The sequence below is a fragment of the Congregibacter sp. genome (assembly GCF_047617445.1).
In the GTDB taxonomy this organism is placed as follows: Bacteria; Pseudomonadota; Gammaproteobacteria; order Pseudomonadales; family Halieaceae; genus Congregibacter.
The window spans coordinates 19,429-41,015 of the sequence record NZ_JBLGBE010000028.1 but is presented as its reverse complement, the minus strand read 5'-3'; the positions used below and the strand labels follow the sequence as shown (position 1 = coordinate 41,015).

Genomic DNA, 21,587 nt, shown 5'->3' with positions numbered 1-21,587 from the left:
ATCGTAAGGGCGCATCGATAACCGCTAAACACAGGCAGTCTTCGTCAGCAAAAGCTCGCGGTGCGTGCACGTCGTTCTTGCTGCGGTAGATAAAATCGCCCGGATAGTAGCTACCCCGATCGTCACTGAAACCGCCCTGAAGCACCAGCGTCATTTCTGAACCCCGGTGATCATGATGAGGAATCTCCCCGCCTGCTTTAATATGGAGTAGTGAAAACTCAAACTGCCGGTCGCCCGTGCGAATCGGTGTCATACGCAGGGCATCGGTGACTTTCTTCCATACCAACTCCGAGAAATCTCCCGCCATCAAGCGGCTCAACAATGCTGGCGTTGCATCTTGCCCACTGCGCTGCGCAGGCTGATAGCACAGGGGAGCTTCTTCATCCAGACGTGTCAAAACGCGATCCAGAATCGCATCACCCACGGGCGCCGGGTCCAGGGACTCGAACATTGCCGCCCCAACCGTTTGAAGATGCGTCACTGTCAGGGAGCAGCAATCGCAGTAGCTAAGGTGAGCGGACACGCAAGCTGCCTGGGCAAGAGATAAACTACCCGCCGCATGTTCCGTAAGAATATCCAGTTCTGGATGATGTTTTGCCATAGCTTTCACTTCGACCCTGTATTCCTGTTCCATTTATTTACTCTCCTGGGCTATCTCAAACTGAACCTGCATCTTTTGCACGGCTAGTCTGACCCGCGACTTCACGGTCCCCAGTGGTAAATCCAACTCGGCCGCCGCCTCTGCGTGCGACTTGCCCTCCATATAGACCTTGGCGATGATCTGCGTCTGGTCCGCGGGAAGATTTTTCATCGTCTCCCTGATTCGATCTGCACTACGCCGACTCTGGAGCTGCCTGAGTGGTTCCTCATGCTCCTGATCGGCACTGAAGTCCTCCGCCGCTAAGGGGGTGTTGAACTTGTTCAGCCTGCGAAACAAGTCCGTTCGGCAGTTTCGTGCAATTGTATATACCCATGTACTCGCCGCGGCCTTCTCTGGATTAAAACCACCGGCTTTTTGCCAAATTTTTAACATAACCTCCTGAACCAACTCGTCAGCATGAGTCGCCGACAGGGCAGATCCGGACAGAGCAAAAGCTTTGATCAGTGGTGCAAAATGACGAAACAAGCGCGTGTAGGCGGCTCTGTCTTGCTGACTGGCAATCAGCACCAAGCACTCGCTCCACTCGTCCGTACGGCGCCCGGTCGGTATAGCTCGCACCATATCGTTTCGATTCCCGGCCGTGTCTGACGCTTCGTCCACGTTTACCCCCTAGGTTATTGCTGTAGATACGCCGACTGTACTTAAATTGGATGACTTTTCACCCTGAGATAACGTCAGCTGATCCAGAGCCCGCAAATACGCGTAATTTTGAAGACAAGACTGCGGCATCGATAATGCCGGAAAACATGGCGAATCGCAGCATAAATTCCGTGCGCTCGCCTCCCGACAACCCATAGGAGTCACCCTTAGGTGCAGATAGCGGTAATAGGTTCAGGCATCTCAGGGTTAGCGTGCGCTCACTATCTCAGTACTGAGCACACGGTTAGCGTATTCGAAGCCAACACACGACTCGGTGGTCACACTGCTACTATGGACGTCGAGCTCGGTACCCGCCGCTTTGCCATCGACACAGGGTTCATTGTTTTTAATGACTGGACCTACCCTAATTTTATCGCTCTGATGGACGAGCTAGGCGTCAGCAGTCGCGAAACAGCCATGGGCTTTAGCGTTCGGGACGAAGACACCGGGCTTGAGTATTCAGGCACCAATCTGGACTCATTGTTCGCGCAACGACGCAACATTGTGTCGCCGCGTTTTTTGAAAATGGTTCGGGACATCTTGCGCTTTAATAAAGAAAGCCTTGCTGATCTTGAATCCGGGACGCTCGCTGAGGATGAAAGCCTCGGTAGTTATCTGACGCGCAAAAATTATAGCGAGGCTTTCAAACGGGACTATCTTGTAGCCATGGGCTCCGCCATCTGGTCGTCGGACTGCGCCAGCATCCTCGAGTTCCCTGTGCAGTTTTTCGTGCGCTTCTTCAAGAACCACGGACTGCTGTCAGTATCAAATCGCCCTCAGTGGCGGGTGATCGAAGGCGGCTCCAGAGAGTATATCGCGCCACTGTGCCGACGCTTTGAGCAACGGATCTATACAGGCACTCCTGTAAGTCGTGTCCGCCGGGATGCCGCTGGAGTAACGCTGGTTCTTGAGAACGGTAGCGAACAACGTTTTGATCAAGTCGTCATCGCAACGCACTCTGACCATGCGCTGACAATGCTCGATGCACCGAGTGTGGAGGAGCGGGAAATTTTAGCTGCTCTGCCCTATCAGGCCAATGATGTCGTTCTACACACAGACACTCGCCTGCTGCCAGACAACCGAAAAACCTGGTCGAGCTGGAACTATCGACTAGGAGTGGATGATTCGAGAGCCGTGCTAACGTACAACATGAACATTCTTCAGGGCATTACGGCCCCGGAAACTTTCTGCGTGACTCTCAATGACACTGCCTCGATTAATCCGCACCGGATACTCGGACGGTTTACTTACGATCACCCGGTATTCAGCCTCGCGGGCATGGCCGCTCAGCAGCGCTGGGCCGACATTAACGGTCAGCAAAACACATGGTTTTGCGGAGCCTACTGGCACAATGGATTTCATGAAGATGGCGTGGTCAGTGCGCTTCGAGTGACCGAAGCCATCAACAAGCAGGCTCGCGCAGCGGCATGAAGTCCCGCCTATATACCGGAACGCTGCGGCACCGGCGGCACCTCCCGCGTGAGCACGCCTTTAAGTACCGCGTCTTTATGCCCTATCTGCATCTGGACGAAGTGGACACCGTCTTAAACCTGTCTCGTTTTTGGTCCCATTCGCGCTTCGCTGCGGCGAGCTTTCGCCGAGAAGACTTTCTGGGCGACCCGACAAAATCCCTCAGCGATGAGGTAAGGCGCCGCATCCACGAAGAAATAGGCGTCGATCATCAAGGCCCTATCTACCTCCTTGCCAATATGCGCTATTTCGGTACGCAGATGAATCCACTCATCTGCTACTACTGCTTCAACGAGGACGAAACTCAACTCGACTACCTGGTCGCTGAAGTCACCAACACACCTTGGAACGAGCGTCACAGCTATGTTCTGTCAGCACAGCCGGGGCAGCGCGTGCTGCGCCAGGAGTTTGACAAAACTTTTCATGTGTCGCCATTTAATCCTATGGACATGCGTTACTCCTGGCGGAGCAATGTGCCAGGAGACCGCTTGGCAATTCATCTTGAAAACCACAGCGCGGGGGGCCGGGTGTTTGACGCCACACTGTCCCTAAGCGCAGAACCAATTACCAGGGCGGCGCTGCGCAGCATTCTGTGGCGGTTCCCCTTAATGACCGCTAAAGTAGCCGGCGCGATTTACTGGCAAGCGCTCAAACTCTTTATCAAACGCATCCCTTATCACCCACATCCCGGGACAAGCGCTCAATCTGGAGCACGACAATGAACGAAGTCAGTGTCAGCAGGATTCCCCTACTGCCCCAGGCGAAGACCTTTCGCAATAAAACGGAACTTGCTCGGCACTTCCTTTTGCAGGCTTTGTCGCACATTACTGTCGGGTACGTCACGATTCACGATGGCGAAGATACACACCACTTTGGAAATTCCGAGGATACCCGCGAACCCCATGCGGAAATCGTGATTCACAATCGCGCTGCCTTTGCGAAGGTGCTACTGGGGGGCACGGTAGCGGCGGGCGAGGCCTACATCGATGGCGATTGGTCAACCCCGGACCTCACAGAAGTGACACGGCTTTTCAGTGCCAACATGCAGGCTATGGAATCTGTGGAGTCAAAACAGCACTGGTATACCAAGCTAGCGCTAAAGATCGCGCACACCATGAATCGCAATACGCACGAAGGTTCAAAGCGCAATATTTCTGCGCATTACGACCTTGGCAACGATTTTTTCCGATTGTTTCTCGACCCGACCATGATGTATTCCGCAGCGGTTTTTGACCGTCGAGAAAACACACTGGAGAAAGCCGCGGTGGGTAAACTCGATGAGCTCTGCCGGCAGCTGGACCTCAAGCCTGACGATCACCTGCTAGAGATTGGCACAGGCTGGGGCGGCATGGCGATACATGCCGCAACGCACTACGGCTGTCATGTGACAACCACCACCATTTCTCAGGAACAGTTCGATTACGCCAAGGCGCGGGTCACGGAACTCGGTCTTGAGGACCGTATTACCCTGCTTTGCGAGGACTACCGCGCTTTAACAGGCCAGTATGACAAGTTGGTATCCGTGGAGATGATCGAGGCGGTAGGCCACGACTTCTACAGCAGCTATTTCCAGTGCTGCAGTAAGCTGCTTAAAAATGACGGAAAGATGGTGATTCAGGCGATTACCATCACCGATGATCGCTACGAGCAAGCAAGGCGCTCTGTGGATTACATCAAGCGTTATATATTCCCGGGAGGCTGTCTACCGTCATTAGAGATAATCGCCAAGCACATCGCGAAGGATAGCGATCTGCAAATGGTGCACCTGCGAGATATCACGGCCGATTACGCACTCACATTGGCACACTGGCGACAACGATTCATGGCGCGTCTTGAGGAGGTTCGCGAGATGGGCTTTGATGACCGCTTTATTCGCATGTGGGAATTCTATCTGTGCTACTGCGAAGGTGGATTTCGCGAGCGAATCATCGGTACCGCGCAGATCGCATTTGCCAAGCCCGGCTATCGCAGCGTCTGATCAGTCGTAGCCATCTCGGGCGGCAAGTCGCTGCCCCAGCACCGGAATAGAAAGCAGCGCCAACATAATCGCCCAGGTGTAGTTAATAGTCTGGGCCTGTCGCGCAGGCAGTGTACTCAACACCGACGCATCTGGCTGCGTTTAAAGCGGCCTCTCTGTACCCCTGCGGGCTTTTGCGGCATCCTCACAGTCTTTTGCGGCAGGTGATTAGCTCTTGAGCTCAACGCAACATACCAATGAACAACTCACGCCGACGCTGGCAGCCGCCCCCATCGTGTTGCTCATCGCCATGCTGGCACTATCCGTGTTCTTTTTTGGGTCCGACGCATCTTACGGTGCCAACCAGATCGCTTTAGTGCTCGCGACAGGGGTTGCTGCGCTCGTGGGGCAACACACAGGCATTCGCTGGCGAGACGCCCAGGAGGGCATCATCGATGGCATCGGTGTCGGCCTTGCTCCCACCCTGATTCTCCTCGTCGTAGGCATGCTCATCGGCACCTGGATACTCGCCGGCACTGTTCCCACGATGATTTACTACGGCATTCAGATCCTGAATCCACAGATTTTCTATGCCGCCAGTGCACTCATTTGCGCCATTGTGGCGATTAGCGTCGGTAGCTCCTGGACGGTAGCCGGAACGTTGGGCATTGGGCTTATGGGGATTGCCGGGAGCTTTGACTTGTCACCGGCCATAGCCGCAGGCGCGATCATCTCCGGCGCCTACTTTGGCGACAAACTATCGCCTATGTCCGACACAACCAACCTTGCCTCCGCGGTAGCCGGGGTTGATCTCTTTGAGCACATTCGCCATATGCTCTGGACCACCGTACCCAGCTTCGCTATCGCCTTGTTGGTCTTCGCCCTCATCGGGGGCGGCGATGCTTCAACCCCCCAGGAGATCGAAGCACTGCAAAACAGTCTCCAGATTGAGTTCAATATCGGGCTGCATCTGCTGCTTCCTCTGTTACTCATGCTGTTTCTAGTCTACAAGCGGTTCCCCGCCTATCCAGCAATCCTTATCAGCGCCTTGGCCGGCGGTATTTTTGCGCTGATTTTTCAGCCTGATGTAGTACAGGGCTTGGCAGGAGACACGGAGCTCTCCCGGGGACTGGCACTGGTTAAAGGTGTATGGATAGCCCTGTTCGCGGGCTATGAATCAAACAGCGGCAATGAGTTTCTGGATGCGCTCCTCAGTAAAGGGGGCATGAGCAGCATGATGAACACCGTATGGCTGATCATCTGCGCCCTGGGTTTTGGCGGTATTCTCGAGCGCACCGGCATTCTCAACTATTGGCTCCGGCACGCCCTGCGCATGGTCAAAGGTACCGGCTCACTGGTCGCCACCACGGTAGCGACCTGCGTCGCTACCAACGTCCTTGCGGCCGATCAGTTCATGGCCCTCGCACTGCCCGGCCGAATGTACCGTGACGCCTACAAAGAGTACAAGCTGTCGCCACTTAACCTGTCACGAACACTGGAAGACTCCGCTACGCTTACATCGGCACTAATCCCCTGGAACACCTGTGGCGCGTATATGTCCGCAACACTGGGAGTCGCTACCGTTGTTTACGCACCTTTTGCGATCTTTAACATTGTCTGCCCACTCATCGCGATTGCCTACGGCGTTAGCGGCATTGCTCAAAAGCCCCTGGAGTCTGCGTCCGACCCAGAGCCAGCTGCTGCATCGGCTTAGGAAGGCACTGTGAGCGACGAATGGGACTATGCAGCGCCTTTTTTGCGCCGCACACGCGTAATGGCGGCAGACGTAGACGCACTGCAACACACCAACAACACGATCTATGTCCGCTGGTGCGAAGAATGTGCCTGGGAACACTCCGCAAGCCTTGGTATGGACATCGACTCCTATCACCGCCTCGATCGCGCCATGGCCGTAGTCGAAGGGCGTTATCGATACCTAAAAGCGTCGCATCTTGATGACGAAATTGTCACTGCAACCTGGATTACGCATTGGGACAAGCGTTTGACCATGACGCGGCATTTTCAGATACGCAGAGTGCAGGATGGTGCAACATTGCTGCGCGGAAAAGTCCGTTTTGCCTGTATCGAGATCAGCTCCGGTAAACCTCGGCGACTGCCTAAAGAGTTCCTAGAGACTTACGGACCGGCGATTCTGGGCATAGATTCGCAATAGACCGATACGGGCGCCATTAGACGCGCGTCCAGTCGAAAGGCATCACGGCCGAGAGGCGATCCAAGCCTAGCTTTGCCATCAGCAAGCGATCCACTCCCAGAGCAACACCGCTACAGTCGGGCAAGCCCTCCTGCATGGCCTCAATCAACCGGGAATCCAGTGCTCGGGCTTCCTGAGCCGACGTATGTCTACGAGCATTATCACCCGCCGCGCGATCTATCAACTCCGCAGCGTCAAGGAGTTCGCGATAGCCGTTGGCCAGTTCAATTCCGTCTACATACAGCTCAAAACGCTCAGCAACACGGCGGCCATTGCGATCAGCGCAGCGCGCAAGAGCGGCTTGAGAGGGGGGGTAATCACAGACAAACTGCAGTCCTCGATGGGCAAGTACTGGCTCCAGCACGTGACTCATAAGCAGATCCAGCCAGCCGTCGTAGTCTAGTTCGAGCTCGCCAACATCCAGCTGCTTTGCAGCGACCTCTTTGAGCTCCGGCACGCTGATTGTCCAGGGATCGATGGCCAGAACCTCCTGAAAGAGTGCTCTGTAGCTAACAAGCTCCCACGCGTCACGGTCGAGACACTCACAGATTAGCTCCCCGACCTCTTGAATCAATTGATCGAGGCTAAAGCCCGGGCGATACCACTCCAGTAGAGTAAATTCCGGGTTATGCCTTCTTCCAATTTCACCATCGCGAAACGCTTTGCCCAACTGGTAAATAGGTCCACTGCCTGAGGCCAGCAGTCGCTTCATGGCAAATTCGGGCGAGCTTTGGAGGAACATGGATGCTGTTTCAGCCTGCGACGGCGTCAAGCGAAGCGGCTCGATGGCCGGATCAGTCACACCAAATCGAGACAATATCGGAGTGTCGACTTCAAGAATTTGTCGCTTTGCAAAAAAACGTCGGAGTTGGGCGAATATCTCGCCCCGGGCCTGAAGTGCGGCGCGGGTTGTCCCGGGCCGCCAATCGCTCATATCAGCTTTTGCTCGCGCGAGCGACGTAGTCTCCAGAGCGGGTATCCACGCGAACCACTTCACCCTGGGAAATAAACAACGGCACGCGCACAACGGCGCCGGTGCTGAGCGTTGCAGGCTTGCTGCCACCCTGCGCCGTATCTCCCTTAAGCCCTGGGTCGGTTTCTGTGATCTCAAGCTCCACAAAATTTGGCGGTGTCACAGAGAGTGGCGTGCCATTGTAGAGCGTCACCTCGCAGGCCTCCTGCTCCTTCAGCCACTTCTTCGTATCACCTACTGCAGCAGTGTCCGCTTGATATTGCTCGAAGGTATTGGGCTCCATGAAGAACCAGAACTCGCCGTCCGTATAGAGGTACTCCATACTGATGTCCATGACGTCGGCGCCTTCGAGGCTCTCGCCCGACTTAAAGGTTCGATCCCAGACACGACCGCTCTTGAGGTTTCGCAAACGTACCCGGTTAAAGGCCTGTCCTTTCCCCGGCTTGACGAATTCATTGTCGAGAATGCTGCAGGGGTCCCCATCCAGCATTACCTTAAGGCCAGAGCGGAATTCATTGGTTGAGTAATTGGCCATGCCTGTGCACCCCTGAGTTTAAACGCGCGGGATGATACCGCACCGGGTTCGCAAAATCAGTGTTTCAAGTTAGCGCGAAGGCCCACAGTTGAGCTATGCTCAGGTAAATTCGCACCCGGCAAAAAGGACTGGGCGCCATGTCGCCGATAAAACATTCAGGCCTGCGCCTCCCTCAGCAGGATCTCGATCGCTGCAGTCTGTTTGACTGCAACGTCGAGGCCGTGGAGACCTGGGCTCAGGAACTACCAATGGGCAGCCCTCCGCGGGCGGGGTCCAACCTGCGTAACGCGGTGTCTGAGCTCAATCGCGTGGCATTACCTCCGCAAGAACGCTTCCAGCTTCTTGAATTACTGCGCGCGCCTATTGATTTGGTACTCACGGCCCTCATCCGAGGCTGCTTGAACCAACCAATCATCTTGGACGACGACAAACAGATTCAGGTCGATCTAATCACTGACCTGTGTTCCCTCACGGCTGCCGGCTACACCATAGCCGGCGTACAAACGATTCAGGACAACAGCAGTGTTACTGGCGTGAATCCGGCCAAACTGGCCTGTGAGTCATTACATCGAGCCATTACACTGTCGGGACAGCGTATTCTCGTCTCCTACGTTCTTTATCAGCCCATAGAGCTCAATGGCTGGGCAGGACTCCATCAGCTTTACTCCCTGAGTGAACGGCAACAACTAGCGCGCCTACCGGTAGAAGACAGTCTCCGGAAAACGCGCAGCAATATCGCTCAGGAATACCTGCCGGCGCTACTGTTGGCCTGCTCTAAACCTAATCAGCTCCGTCAACACGACATTACGGGCGCCTATCGCGCGTTCCAAGAGTGGCGAGACTTTGCTGAGTTGCAGGACCCGGAGCTAGGCGAAGGCTTGTTCGCAGTGGATATGTTGAGCGACCAGGCCCCGGCTTTCGCGGAACTTCTGGTGCGGCGGGGCAGCACACAGTTTCGCTATATCAATACCAAGCCGCTCATCACTCATCTAGAGGAGCTGAAGAAATCCCGGGGCACCCAGGGCCTACGAGTGATCGAGTTTGATCGAGAAACTCGGCTGGACACTAACCTTCTCGAGCACCTGATCAAATCTCTGGGAGAGATCAGTCAGCGTAACTTCAATCGACAGGAGTCTCGAAGCACTCTGGACATCGCCACAGGCTTGAGCAACGTGCATTACTTTGTCGCTGGAGAACGCAGTCTGGAAGAAGTTTTCCACGGCATGGCGTACGAGGACGCTCAGTTTTCCACGGACAACCAAAACCCCTTCCTCAGCCCTGCAAGCCACGCCGACAAATGGCAGCAGGCAAATTCGGAAGACGGCACAGACGAACATGCATCCGAAGAAGAACTAGACTTGGGCGTTGATGTCGACAAGTTCTCGAAACTAGCCGAGGACCAGGATAACCAAGCTCGGCAGCCCGTAAGACACACCGTTTATTCCGTGAAAACGACTAACACCAGTCCAGGTGGCTACTGTGTAGAGTGGACAGATCCACCCGATGGCCTCCACATTGGCGATGTCGTTTGCATGCGCGAGTCGGAAATGGAGCAGGCAGACTGGACCTTGGCCGTGATCCGCTGGATCAGCCAGGTAAAGCATGCTCCAACGCTACTGGGTCTTGAGCTTATCAGTCCCCGCGGCGGTGCCTATGCTGCGCAAATCAAGATGCCCAATGGCGAGCAGTCAAAACCCATTCGGGTATTGCTACTGCCGGAGATACCGCTTGTCGGTCAGGCACACACTCTGGTGGTGCCACGCATGGTGTTTAAGGAAGGGCAGCGTATTACGCTGTCGCGTGACGAGGAATCTGCTTTGGTGAAACTCAAACGGCAGGTGTCTTCCACAGGGTATTTTAGTCAAATGGACTTTGAATACCTGCGCCAGCTGGACGATGACATCGAGAGTTCCAAACGCAAAGAACTACCTACTGCGGCGTTTGATTCAATTTGGACCGATATTTGATACGCCGCCGCGCGGCACTCCCAGGACATAAAGCAGGCCTTCAAGTGTACTGTGGTTAATAGCGCAGGGGGCCGTTTTGCGAACCAGTGGCTTCGCGTGAAAGGCAACGCCCAGGCCGGCCGCAGCCAGCATTGGCAAATCGTTCGCGCCGTCGCCCACCGCGACGGTGTCGCATAGCTCAAAACCCTCGCGCTTCGCAATCTCTGCGAGCAGCAAAGCTTTACGTTCCCCATCGACTATTTCACCCTCTACCTCACCGCTTAGCCGATCCTCAACAATCTGCAGATGATTGGCATGCACTTCATCAATGCCGATTTGGGTTTGTACCTGTTTAGCGAAGTAATCGAATCCTCCAGATAAAATCACCGTGTAGTGACCCTGGGAGCGCAAAGTGCGAAGCAGCGAAAGGGCACCAGGCATGAGCGGCAAGCTGGCACCCACCGCCTGAATCTCCGAGGCATGCAAACCACGCAACTTGCTCATACGCTCACGGAAACTACTGCGAAAATCGAGCTCACCGCGCATGGCCCGGGCCGTAACCGCGGCAACCTCGTCGCCAACGCCGGCGCGACGGGCAAGCTCATCAATGACTTCGCACTGAATAAGCGTTGAATCCATATCAAAGGCGATCAGTCGCCGCCGGGGCCGCTTACTATCACTAGGGGCGAGCGCCAGATCAACCTCCCAGCGTATCGCCAGTTCCTGAAGGGTCCCGCGCCGATCAGCACAACGTGTCCAGTCATCTAAATACAGTTCCAGCGCCAGCTCTTCCCCCGGCGCGGCGAGTGATAAGCGCCGCATACCGCGCAACTCAACATTCCATGCGGCAAGCGTGGCCGCAAGCTCCGAAGGCAGATCACGACCTGCGGGCACGATGACGGTGAGGACGGCATCTGCATGTTGATAGAGCGATAAATCGCCATAGTCCGTCGTATTTAATACAGCCTGCGCCCGCCAAGTCAGCCCCAAACGTGACAAGCCGGCAGCAACGCGATCGCCCAAAGAGTCATCCTTGGTTTCACCGCGCAAAACAAGCGCGGGTGGTTCGGCAATAAAGTGCACAGCCTCAGCCAATGCAAGTTCGGGCAATAGCCGCTGCAGCGATGAATAGGTCAGCGTTGCTGGGAGAGAAAAGCCCGTTGTGGTCACGATTGGAACCTGTATTACAGAAAATTTAGCGCTTAATTCTAACTCAGAGTTCAGACAACAAGACGCCGTGTGAGGCCGACGCTTATACTTCGCGGCACAGCATCACAACGAATCGATTCATGCAGCGCTTCAAAGATCTAAGCCTGAGTCTACAGCTACCCATACTGGCAGCCGGCTGCGCTCTGCTCGTGGGTCTGTGCCTTTTATGGCTGGCAGCGACATCCAGCGCATACCTTCAAAATGAACGCGAACGACTGTACGGCGAATCTCTTGCCCAGCAAGTGTCTTCTACAGTCCGAGAGGCCCTACAGCGTGGAGACCTTTTGAGTGCCCGGGCGTCACTACAGCGATTTGTAGACAGCTCTCTCGCTGGCGGCATCACTATCCGCGATGTAGAAGGAATGGCCATGGGCACTGCTGGCATTATTAGCGGACCAAACCTTAACCAGTACAGCGCTCTCATACGCATTGGCGAAGGTATCGCCGGCGAAGTGTTGGTTACGGTGGACAGCAGCTCGGGGCAGGAGAGTCGCTGGCGATTTTTGTTCTCTCTGTTGGCTCTGGCAGCGGCGCTAAGTCTCTTGGTGTTTCTGGCAACCCGCATTTTTGCGCAGCGCCTGGCGACCTCATTACTCGCGCTGGATACACAGCTCGCGCTGCCAGATTCCGTCGAAGCGGAGCTCGAAAACGAAATTTCAAGAATTCAGCGCAGCGTAGAAGCCCTCCCGCTGGACATGCTTCGTGGTCACGCTCCGATACCTGCAGCAGCGACGGAGTTTGAACAAGCGACTATTTTGTTTGTCCATCTAGCGAGCCTGGCTCGCTATGTCGACACCTTAGGCGAGTCAAATCTGCATCGTTACACTCGCAGGCTGCAACAAATCGTTCAGGCTGCCGCCCAGTGCTACCGCGGAGAACTTATCGTTTCACGTCCCTTCGGCCTGATCATCAGCTTTAGTCCGCAACCCAATGCCGGAAGTGAAGCGCTCCGCGCGGCAAGCTGCGCCCGCTTGATTGCGCTCATCTCTTTGGGTCTGCAGCAGCGCACCAGCCTGTCTCTGGAACTAGCAATGGCGCTGGGGCAATGTGAACAAAGCACAGACGAAACAAAAGACATTTATCCCCAGCTGCACCTCCAGGGTGCCATTGACGAACTACGCGACGCCTGCCTTAACCATCAACGCTATCCTGCCATTCTTCTGACTGAAACAGCGCTCGCTGATGAACAACTAGCAGCCGCCGCAGAGCTTGCCGAAGATAGCGAAGAGAACGCAGTAGTAAGCGAGCTTTTGACGCTGTCCGCAGATCAGGAGACGCTGCTAGCACATCAAGCGCAGATGATTGTCGAACGCATCAAGCCCTCGACAGCGCCGGCTGACAGCTAGCTAAGTGATTGAGGGAGACCCGCTACCCTCATTCCGCGACATCCATTCTTTCCACACGCTGAAACCCTCGGGGCAACTTGTTTCCCCGACGACCGCGCTCTCCACGGTAATGATCAAGCTCCGTGCGCTTGAGCGTCAGGTGACGCTTGCCTGCCCATACCGTCAAACCGTCGTCGTCTTTCAGGACGGCTGTGGCGATCACGAACTCCTCCCGATCCCGAACGCGGGGACCAGGGATCGCAATGATTTTGTTGCCCTTCCCGCGGGACAGGCTCGGCAATTCGGCAAGAGGAAACAGCAGTAGCCGGCCCTCATTGCTAACGGCTGCCACCCACTGCGCACCCTCGGATATAGGCACGGGACTAACGACTTTAGCCCCGGCGGGCAAACTCAAAGCTGCCTTCCCCGCTCGGTTCTTGGTCTGTAGCTCAGCCAGCGTCGTCACAAAGCCATATCCCGCATCCGATGCCAACAAGCAGCGCTGCTCGTTGTCACCCATCATCAGCCCATCAAAGCCCGCGCCAGAGGGGGGGTTAATGCGGCCGGTAATCGGCTCACCCTGCCCCCGCGCCGAGGGCAGATTATGGGTAGCGAGGGTGTAAGCACGACCCGTGGAATCAATGACCACAGCCGGCTGATTGCTTCGACCTCGCACCGCCAATTTAAAGCTGTCTCCGGACTTATAACTGAGCGTCGTCGGATCCATTTCATGACCTTTCGCAGAACGGATCCAGCCTTTTTCGGACAGCACAACAGTAATTGGGTCTGCGGTCATCAACTCCAGCTCGCTAAACGCTCGAGCGTCCTCCCGAGATGCCAGGGGAGAGCGGCGATCATCACCGTACTTTTCAGCAATGGCCGTCAGCTCTTTCTTGATGAGCGTCTTGAGTCTGGCTTCGGAGCCAAGCGTTGTTTCCAGCCAGTCCCGCTCTTTTTCAAGTTCATCCTGCTCTGAGCGGATTTTTACTTCTTCGAGCTTGGCAAGGTTGCGCAATTTGAGGTCAAGGATGGCTTCCGCCTGAACATCCGAAATTTCGAAACGCTGCATGAGCGCCTGCCTGGGATGTTCCTCGGTGCGAATAATGTGAATCACTTCGTCAATATTCAGGTAAGCAACGAGATAACCTTGCAAGATGTGCAGGCGTAGCTGCACACGCTCTAAACGATAAGCCAGACGGCGGCGCACGGTCTCTCGACGAAATTTCAGCCATTGACTCAGGATCCCGTCGAGGCTGCGGACCCCGGGGCGCCCATCGATGCCAATCATATTGAGGTTGACGCGATAGGTGCGCTCTAGGTCCGTGGTCGCGAAGAGATGGCTCATGAGCCCCTCTCGATCTATGCGATTGGAACGAGGCACAATCACCAGACGGGTGGGATTCTCGTGATCCGACTCATCGCGAAGATCCGCAACCATAGGGAGCTTCTTGGCCTGCATTTGCTGGGCTATCTGCTCCAGCACCCGAGACCCGGAGGCTTGGTGGGGCAAAGCAGTGACCACAATATCGCCGTGCTCAAGCTCCCATACTCCGCGCATACGCAAGCCGCCACGGCCGGTCGCGTATATCTGGGCAATATCCTCCGGAGGCGTGATGATTTCTGCTTCGGTCGGGTAATCGGGCCCCTGAATGATCTCGCAAAGCTCAGCAAGACTCGTTTTGGGGGCGTCTAGCAAGGTAATTGCCGCCGTAACGACCTCACGAAGATTATGTGGCGGAATATCCGTCGCCATACCCACCGCAATGCCCGTGGTCCCGTTGAGCAAAATGTTAGGTACTTGAGCGGGTAACAGCGACGGCTCATCCATGGTGCCGTCGAAATTAGGCGTCCAGTCGACCGTGCCCTGCGCGAGCTCTCCCAGAAGCACGTCGGCATACGCGGTCAGACGAGATTCGGTGTAGCGCATCGCGGCAAAGGATTTGGGGTCATCCGGTGCGCCCCAGTTGCCCTGACCATCCACCAATGGGTAACGATAGCTAAAACTCTGCGCCATGAGCACCATAGCTTCATAAGCTGCGCTATCACCATGAGGGTGGAATTTACCGATCACATCGCCCACGGTACGTGCCGACTTCTTGAACTTGGCCGTAGACTTCAGGCCCAGCTCACTCATGGCATACACAATGCGTCGCTGTACCGGCTTAAGGCCATCACCAATATGTGGCAAAGCGCGGTCAAGAATGACGTACATCGAGTAGTCAAGGTATGCCTTCTCGGCATAGTGCTTTAGGGAAACGCCCTCGATGCCATCGTCATCGATGGAACTGGTATCACTCATTTATTGGGTCTCTTGGAGGGTCTTCGCAACTGACTTCGTAAATCTTATTACAATGGTTACAGATCAGGCCGCATCGCCTCCCTGCGTATCTACCTGCCTATCTTTAGCTCCGATGCGCTGCTGTACGAGTTGCTCGTTCAAGCTAACGATGGAATTAGCCATATCGGTTAACAGGGCATGAATCGTCGCCGGATTACTCTTAATCAGATCCGTGAACTGACTAGTGGGCACCTTCACAACACTGCAACGACTCCGCGCCCGTACCGTAGCACTGCGATCAGCGTGGGTAAGCGCGGCCATAGCACCGAAAATCTCTCCCGGGCTGATGATTCCTACGGGCACGTTATCTACCAGTACATCCGCAAGTCCAGAGGTGAGATTAAAGACGTACTGGGCACGCTCGCCCTGGGTAATGATGATCTCGCCTGGCTCATACAAAGCAAAGCCTGGCGTAGTGATGACGTCGATCTGGGTTTGCATTGCAGTTAAACGCAGCATCATCCCGCTGTAGGTCACCAGCATTCGAGTCCACAGCTTGGTAGTGCTGGGACGCGCGAATATCTGTTGCATGAACTCCAGAGCGCTATAGCTATTGAGGCTCGCCCCGGCCTCGCTGCCGTAAAAAACCGCAGCGTCCGGATCGCGTCCACCCGCGATATCCGGGAGCAAAATATCGCCTTCTTCGAGCAAGTAGACGGCCCGACTAGAATAACGGGCGGTTACCGTTCCACTGGCTACCAGATAAAACTTGGCGGGGTCAAAACCTCGGAAATTGCCAGTTTGGGTCGGCGCCACCTCTACCCGTATGGGCAGCAGCTCAACTTCATCCAGCAAGGCTTGCACCAAGCCATGATACTGCTGGTTCAGAAGCTTAAAATCAGCGGGTAATTCAACGCTCGCTAGCATGCTAGACCTGGGTGCCGTCTTATCGGAGCGCCTCGAACAGCGCAGAGACTTCGATCATACCAACTTCTCCCTCCAGCGAGAACAACTCAACTGGCGAGAGAGCAAGCAAATCGCTAGCATGTCCACCTTCTCGAACAATCAGGCAAACAGGATGCTCGATGATACCGGCTGGTCCTGCCAGCCTTTCTCTGCACTGAGTGGCGGCGATGTCTATGAACTGCTACAACTTCGCTGCGCCGTCTTCGTGGTGGAGCAGGACTGCGTCTATTTGGATCCCGATGGCCTCGACACCACGGCATGGCACCTGGCTTACCGTGAAGCCGGAAAAGTGCTTGCTTATCAACGATGTCTGGCGCCCGGTAGCTCCTACGACAACGAAAGCTCAATCGGCCGCGTCATTGTCGATCCAACGCAACGCGGTAAGGACTTGGGGCGTGAACTGGTTCGCAGAGGTATCGACTTTAACCTGACCCACTGGCCGGACAGAGAGATCCTTATTGGCGCCCAGGCATACCTTCAGCGCTTTTATGAATCTCTGGGATTTGTGGTCTGTTCCGAGCCCTACATGGAAGACGGGATATCACACATCTATATGCGACATCCGAGTGCTCAGACGGGGTAGCAATACTGGTGCGTGGGCGGCTTAAGAAGCGCTCAGCAAGAACGTTACCGGGCCATCGTTAATCAGGCTGACCTGCATATCGGCGCCAAAGCGTCCCCCAGCCACGGGGCCGTAAACGCCATCAACATAATCGTATAACTGTTGAAACAGCGGCTCTGCCTCACCGGGAGGCATTGCAGTAGAAAACCCGGGCCGCAATCCCCGGGAAGTGTCTGCAGCAAGCGTGAACTGGGAAATCAGCAACAAGTCTCCAGAGACATCCCGGAGACTGAGATTCATGCGGTTCTGATCATCGGAAAATATTCGATAATTCAAGACTCGCTCAAGGAGCTTTTCTCCCATAAAAGAAGTGTCGCCGGGCTCCAGGCCGAGAAAAACCAGTAAGCCCGCATCGATGCTTCCCGCGACCTGCGAGTCGATCTCGACCGATGCGCGCCGTACCCGCTGTAGCAGTGCGCGCACCGAACCCTAGCCGCGCGAGGCGCGCTTTCGCTCGTGCTCAATCAACAGCTTCTTGCGCAAACGAATGCTTAGTGGTGTTACCTCGACCAACTCGTCGTCCTCGATGAACTCCAAGGCCTGCTCAAGGGTGTGTCGGGTAGGTGGCGAGAGGACCAGCGCTTCATCGGTACCGGAGGCACGAACGTTGGTTAACTGCTTGGCCTTGGTGGGGTTCACTGTCAGGTCATTGCCCCTGCTGTGCAGCCCGACAATTTGCCCTTCGTAAACCTGAACATTGGGGTCCACAAACAGGCGTCCACGTTCCTGCAGGTTGAACAAACCGAAACCAAGGGTTTTACCTTTCACCATCGATACCAACACACCGTTGCTGCGGTGACTGATCTCTTGATCCTTAACGGGACCGTAGTGGTCGAAAACATGGGTTAGAGTGCCACTGCCAGATGTCAGTGTTAGAAACAAAGAACGAAACCCAATCAAACCACGCGCCGGCACAATGAACTCCAGGCGCACCCAGCCCTTACCATCGGGGCGCATGTTCTTGAGATCCGCGCGCCGCGAGCCCAGCTCCTCCATGACTGAGCCCTGGTGCTTGTCCTCGCAATCGATGACCAGTTGCTCAAAGGGCTCATGCATGACGCCGTCGATTTCCTTGCGAATAACTTCCGGGCGAGACACGCCCATTTCGAAGCCTTCACGACGCATGCTCTCGATCAGCACAGACAGGTGCAGTTCGCCACGGCCGGACACTTTGAATTTATCGGGTGTTTCACCTGGCTCGACACGCAGCGCGACATTGTGAATAAGCTCGCGCTCAAGCCGCTCCGCAATATTGCGGGAGGTTACGTACTTACCTTCTTTACCGGCAAACGGTGAATTGTTGACCTGAAAAGTCATGCTCACGGTAGGCTCGTCAACACTGAGAGGAGGCAGAGCATCGGGCGTCGCGGGATCGCAGAGCGTGTCAGAGATATTCAGCGACTCGATACCGGTGACACAGACAATGTCGCCGGCGCGGGCCTCAGCGGTCTCGATACGCTCAAGACCCATGTAACCCATTACCTGAAGAACTTTACCCTTGCGCTGCTTACCCTCGTGGTCGACCACCACCACCTGAGTATTAGGCTTGAGAATACCGCGGCTTATGCGTCCCACCCCGATGACGCCGACATAGCTGTTGTAGTCCAACGCACTGATCTGCAGCTGCAATGGGCCGTCTACGTCGACGTCAGGCGCCGGCACCTTGCTAATAATCGACTCAAACAACGGCGTCATGTCGTCAGCCATGTCCTCGTGATCGAGACCCGAAATGCCTTCTAGCGCTGAGGCAAAGATAATCGGGAAGTCGAGCTGCTCCTCGCTGGCGTCCAGGGAGTCAAACAGGTCGAACACCTGATCCACAACCCAATCCGGCCGAGCACCGGGGCGATCAACCTTATTAACCACCAAAATAGGCTTCAGGCCCTGGGCGAAGGCCTTGGAGGTCACGAAGCGGGTTTGTGGCATGGGGCCATCAACCGCATCGACCAGCAGCAGCACGGAATCAACCATAGACAGAACACGCTCCACTTCGCCGCCAAAGTCAGCGTGCCCGGGGGTATCCACGATATTGATGCGGTAGTCGCCGTAGTTAATGGCCGTGTTCTTGGCAAGAATGGTAATACCGCGCTCGCGCTCCTGATCGTTGGAGTCCATGACGCGCACGGAATCAGCGTCTCGGCGATCCAGAGTGCCAGACTGCCGTAGAAGGCAGTCCACAAGCGTAGTCTTGCCGTGGTCTACGTGGGCGATAATGGCGATGTTGCGAAGTTTTTCGATCACAGCGATAGTCCGGCTCCGGCGCAGAAAGCGTTATCCGGCAGCTCATTAAGAAAATTGGGGAGCTAAAAAAGGTCGCGAGTATAGCGGCGGATTGCAAGCCTGCACAGCAGCGTTAGGCGGCATAATGCACACCCTTAGCCGACAGGCCCCTCACATCGCACAAAAATAGTGCGTAAACGCACCGCAAGGCAGCAAAATCTTACGCAAAATGCCTCGCCGCAGATAAAATCTGCTATTTTTCAATTGCTTGTAAAAGGCACCGCTGTGGCACAGCTCTTGCTTTTTTCTAAGGCACTTTTACTGTTAAGGTGCACGGCCTTGGGGACAGCATGTCCCGACGTGAGTAGCACCACTTTTCCAACTGGAGAACCCACAATGTCAGAGAAGACTCTGAACCTAATTAAAGAAAGCGAAGCCGGATGGGTAGATCTGCGCTTCACCGACACACGCGGCAAAGAGCAGCACGTCTCGATCCCGTCCAGCGAAGTCGACGAAGACTTTTTTGACGGCGGCAAGATGTTTGACGGCTCCTCGATTGCTGGCTGGAAAGGCATCAACGAGTCCGACATGATTCTGATGCCGGACGACAGCAGCAGCGTGCTAGACCCCTTCACCGATGACACCACTGTGATCCTGCGCTGCGACATCGTAGAGCCCATGACCATGCTGGGCTACGAGCGCGATCCACGATCTGTGGCGCACCGTGCCGAGGAATACCTCAAGTCCACGGGCATTGGCGACACCGCTTACTTCGGTCCCGAGCCTGAGTTTTTCGTATTTGATGACGTAAAATGGCACGCTGACATGTCTGGCGCCGGCTATGCAATTAGCTCGGAAGAAGCTGCCTGGGCATCAAACCACAGCTTTGCCGACGGCAACATCGGTCACCGTCCAGGCGTTAAGGGCGGCTACTTCCCTGTACCTCCTGTTGACTCTTTGCATGACATCCGCGCGGCGATGTGTGCAGCAATGGACCAGATGGGACTGCCTATCGAAGTTCATCACCATGAAGTGGGCACCGCAGGGCAATGTGAAATTGGTGTGAAGTTCAACACCCTGATCAAGAAAGCCGACGAAGTTCAAATTCTCAAGTACTGCGTACACAATGTGGCCCATGCCTACGGCAAGACAGCCACCTTTATGCCTAAGCCTCTGGTTGGCGACAATGGCTCAGGTATGCACGTACACCAGTCGATCAGCAAGGATGGCGAGAACATTTTTGCGGGCGATGGCTATGCAGGCCTCTCGGATACCGCCCTGTATTACATTGGCGGAATCATTAAGCACGCTCGCGCACTGAACGCATTTACCAATGCATCCACCAACAGCTACAAGCGCCTTGTTCCTGGCTTCGAAGCACCGGTCATGCTCGCGTATTCCGCTCGCAACCGTTCGGCGTCGATTCGTATCCCCTACGAGCCCAGCCCCAAGGGCAAGCGCGTAGAAGTTCGTTTCCCGGACCCCACAGCCAACCCTTACCTGGCATTCGCAGCCATGCTGATGGCAGGCCTGGACGGCATCCAGAACAAGATTCACCCTGGAGACCCAGCGGACAAGGACCTCTACGACCTTCCTCCCGAAGAAGGCAAGCTAATCCCCACCGTTGCCTCGAGCCTGGGCATGGCCATAGAAGCACTCAATGCGGATCGTGAGTTCCTGACAGCCGGCGGCGTATTCACTGATGACATGATCGATGGTTACATCGCGCTCAAGTCCGAAGAAATCGAAAGGCTCGACATGACAACCCACCCCGTTGAGTTCGATATGTACTATTCGTTGTAAGTTGCCGAACGCTGGCACCATGAAAGCCCGCTCCTAGAGCGGGCTTTTTTTTGCCCAGCGATCTGCTACGGTGCATAAACAATCATTGGAGACTCGCAATGAGCCCGCAAAAGATAGCCATCCTTGTTGCTTTGACCGCGCTTATAGTGATCCCCGCAAGCTATGGCTGGGGGCAGATATACAAAGTGATCGATAGCGAAAACGGTGTCGTCTTTACCGATAGCCCCCAAGTGATGGGCAACACCAGTGATCAAAGCGTTGAACAAGTAGAACTGGAAGAAATGAACACTGCGACACCCGTGGAAGCGCGCCCCAGTTTCGCGCCCAGCTCTAGCTCCGCCACCGCGGAGTCTGAGGCAGCCGCAAAGCCTACGGTGAGCATCATGTCACCGGCTAACGAAAGCACCATTGCTATGGGTCCAGGCAACTTTTCTGTGAGCGCGGCGACAAGCCCGGCACTGTCCAGAAACGAGCGGCTCGTACTTTTAGTGGATGGCGTCGCTCAGGGTGGGGCTCAATCTTCGGGCAGCTGGTCCATCCAAGGCACCCTGCGCGGGCCTCACGACCTGGTAGTACAACGCATAAGCTCTCGCGGAAAAATGATCGCCGCCTCAGAATCAGTGCGCATCTATGTACTGCGCCCCTCGATCATCGGACGCTAATAGAGCACTCTATTGCCCTGCACTACTTCGGTGCAAATGCGTTATTTTAAGGCCGTCTTCTCGTGTCGCCGCAAGTTTTTCATCTAGGCAGATACATGAAGTTAGCGCT

Annotated in this window: 20 protein-coding genes; 10 read left to right on the top strand and 10 right to left on the bottom strand. The window is 55.3% G+C overall.

The window, feature by feature from the left end; translation table 11 throughout:
* Nucleotides 1-634, bottom strand: a 634-nt coding sequence (locus ACI9KD_RS08710) for a ChrR family anti-sigma-E factor (RefSeq protein WP_414980777.1), incomplete at its 3' end; no start/stop codon positions are given.
* Nucleotides 635-1,261 carry a sigma-70 family RNA polymerase sigma factor gene (locus tag ACI9KD_RS08705; RefSeq protein WP_414980776.1) on the bottom strand — a complete coding sequence of 209 codons (627 nt, stop codon included), beginning with the start codon at nucleotides 1,259-1,261 and terminating at the stop codon, nucleotides 635-637.
* A gap of 210 nt (nucleotides 1,262-1,471) precedes the next feature.
* Between ACI9KD_RS08705 and ACI9KD_RS08700 the strand changes: the two genes are divergently transcribed.
* The 3 genes from ACI9KD_RS08700 to ACI9KD_RS08690 are packed head-to-tail and all read left to right on the top strand — an operon-like array spanning nucleotide 1,472 to nucleotide 4,748.
* Nucleotides 1,472-2,731 (top strand): NAD(P)/FAD-dependent oxidoreductase, encoded by a 1,260-nt coding sequence (locus ACI9KD_RS08700; RefSeq protein WP_414980775.1) that lies wholly within the window; start codon nucleotides 1,472-1,474, stop codon nucleotides 2,729-2,731.
* A complete protein-coding gene (locus ACI9KD_RS08695; protein ID WP_414980774.1) occupies nucleotides 2,728-3,492 on the top strand; it encodes a DUF1365 domain-containing protein in 765 nt (254 codons plus the stop codon). The genes ACI9KD_RS08700 and ACI9KD_RS08695 overlap by 4 nt, the downstream gene beginning before the upstream one ends.
* The gene (locus ACI9KD_RS08690) at nucleotides 3,489-4,748 is read left to right on the top strand and encodes a class I SAM-dependent methyltransferase (RefSeq protein ID WP_414980773.1); all 1,260 of its coding nucleotides are present in this window, start codon (nucleotides 3,489-3,491) and stop codon (nucleotides 4,746-4,748) included. Before ACI9KD_RS08695 ends, ACI9KD_RS08690 begins: the two co-directional genes overlap by 4 nt.
* Here the strand turns inward: ACI9KD_RS08690 and ACI9KD_RS08685 are convergent, their stop codons facing one another.
* Complete coding sequence (locus ACI9KD_RS08685) at nucleotides 4,749-4,871, bottom strand: hypothetical protein (RefSeq protein WP_414980772.1); 123 nt, start codon at nucleotides 4,869-4,871, stop codon at nucleotides 4,749-4,751.
* 91 nt (nucleotides 4,872-4,962) lie between these two features.
* Between ACI9KD_RS08685 and nhaC the strand changes: the two genes are divergently transcribed.
* Nucleotides 4,963-6,441, top strand: coding sequence for a Na+/H+ antiporter NhaC (gene nhaC, locus ACI9KD_RS08680; RefSeq protein ID WP_414980771.1), 1,479 nt, complete (start codon nucleotides 4,963-4,965; stop codon nucleotides 6,439-6,441).
* A gap of 9 nt (nucleotides 6,442-6,450) precedes the next feature.
* Nucleotides 6,451-6,900, top strand: coding sequence for an acyl-CoA thioesterase (locus tag ACI9KD_RS08675; RefSeq protein WP_414980770.1), 450 nt, complete (start codon nucleotides 6,451-6,453; stop codon nucleotides 6,898-6,900).
* A gap of 16 nt (nucleotides 6,901-6,916) precedes the next feature.
* Here the strand turns inward: ACI9KD_RS08675 and epmA are convergent, their stop codons facing one another.
* A complete protein-coding gene (gene epmA, locus ACI9KD_RS08670; protein ID WP_414980769.1) occupies nucleotides 6,917-7,873 on the bottom strand; it encodes an EF-P lysine aminoacylase EpmA in 957 nt (318 codons plus the stop codon).
* 1 nt (nucleotide 7,874) lies between these two features.
* Nucleotides 7,875-8,447 (bottom strand): elongation factor P, encoded by a 573-nt coding sequence (gene efp, locus ACI9KD_RS08665; RefSeq protein WP_414980768.1) that lies wholly within the window; start codon nucleotides 8,445-8,447, stop codon nucleotides 7,875-7,877.
* 137 nt (nucleotides 8,448-8,584) lie between these two features.
* Between efp and ACI9KD_RS08660 the strand changes: the two genes are divergently transcribed.
* Complete coding sequence (locus ACI9KD_RS08660) at nucleotides 8,585-10,414, top strand: GTPase (RefSeq protein WP_414980767.1); 1,830 nt, start codon at nucleotides 8,585-8,587, stop codon at nucleotides 10,412-10,414.
* On the opposite strand, the gene serB is transcribed toward ACI9KD_RS08660, so the two are convergent.
* Nucleotides 10,394-11,563, bottom strand: coding sequence for a phosphoserine phosphatase SerB (gene serB, locus ACI9KD_RS08655; protein ID WP_414980766.1), 1,170 nt, complete (start codon nucleotides 11,561-11,563; stop codon nucleotides 10,394-10,396). The genes ACI9KD_RS08660 and serB overlap by 21 nt on opposite strands.
* A 119-nt stretch (nucleotides 11,564-11,682) precedes the next feature.
* Here serB and ACI9KD_RS08650 point away from each other — a divergent pair, with 119 nt between their 5' ends.
* The gene (locus tag ACI9KD_RS08650) at nucleotides 11,683-12,948 is read left to right on the top strand and encodes a hypothetical protein (protein WP_414980765.1); all 1,266 of its coding nucleotides are present in this window, start codon (nucleotides 11,683-11,685) and stop codon (nucleotides 12,946-12,948) included.
* Nucleotides 12,949-12,976: 28 nt separating this feature from the next.
* On the opposite strand, the gene parC is transcribed toward ACI9KD_RS08650, so the two are convergent.
* Together parC and ACI9KD_RS08640 are read right to left on the bottom strand one after the other, a co-directional pair.
* Nucleotides 12,977-15,226 (bottom strand): DNA topoisomerase IV subunit A, encoded by a 2,250-nt coding sequence (gene parC / locus ACI9KD_RS08645; protein WP_414980764.1) that lies wholly within the window; start codon nucleotides 15,224-15,226, stop codon nucleotides 12,977-12,979.
* Nucleotides 15,227-15,289: 63 nt separating this feature from the next.
* Nucleotides 15,290-16,132, bottom strand: coding sequence for a cyclic nucleotide-binding domain-containing protein (locus tag ACI9KD_RS08640; RefSeq protein ID WP_414980763.1), 843 nt, complete (start codon nucleotides 16,130-16,132; stop codon nucleotides 15,290-15,292).
* Here ACI9KD_RS08640 and ACI9KD_RS08635 point away from each other — a divergent pair.
* Entirely contained in the window at nucleotides 16,131-16,754 is a 624-nt protein-coding gene (locus ACI9KD_RS08635) for a GNAT family N-acetyltransferase (RefSeq protein WP_414980762.1), read from the top strand. The two genes, ACI9KD_RS08640 and ACI9KD_RS08635, sit on opposite strands and share 2 nt — an antisense overlap.
* Before the next feature lie 21 nt (nucleotides 16,755-16,775).
* On the opposite strand, the gene dtd is transcribed toward ACI9KD_RS08635, so the two are convergent.
* A complete protein-coding gene (gene dtd / locus ACI9KD_RS08630; RefSeq protein WP_414980761.1) occupies nucleotides 16,776-17,216 on the bottom strand; it encodes a D-aminoacyl-tRNA deacylase in 441 nt (146 codons plus the stop codon).
* A 6-nt stretch (nucleotides 17,217-17,222) separates the two neighbouring features.
* On the bottom strand, nucleotides 17,223-19,034 hold the full coding sequence (typA, locus tag ACI9KD_RS08625) for a translational GTPase TypA (protein ID WP_414980760.1): 1,812 nt from the start codon (nucleotides 19,032-19,034) through the stop codon (nucleotides 17,223-17,225).
* A 375-nt stretch (nucleotides 19,035-19,409) separates the two neighbouring features.
* Between typA and glnA the strand changes: the two genes are divergently transcribed.
* On the top strand, nucleotides 19,410-20,816 hold the full coding sequence (gene glnA, locus ACI9KD_RS08620) for a glutamate--ammonia ligase (RefSeq protein ID WP_414980759.1): 1,407 nt from the start codon (nucleotides 19,410-19,412) through the stop codon (nucleotides 20,814-20,816).
* Between the two features lie 98 nt (nucleotides 20,817-20,914).
* Nucleotides 20,915-21,478 (top strand): hypothetical protein, encoded by a 564-nt coding sequence (locus ACI9KD_RS08615; protein ID WP_414980758.1) that lies wholly within the window; start codon nucleotides 20,915-20,917, stop codon nucleotides 21,476-21,478.
* Nucleotides 21,479-21,587 lie beyond the last annotated feature (109 nt).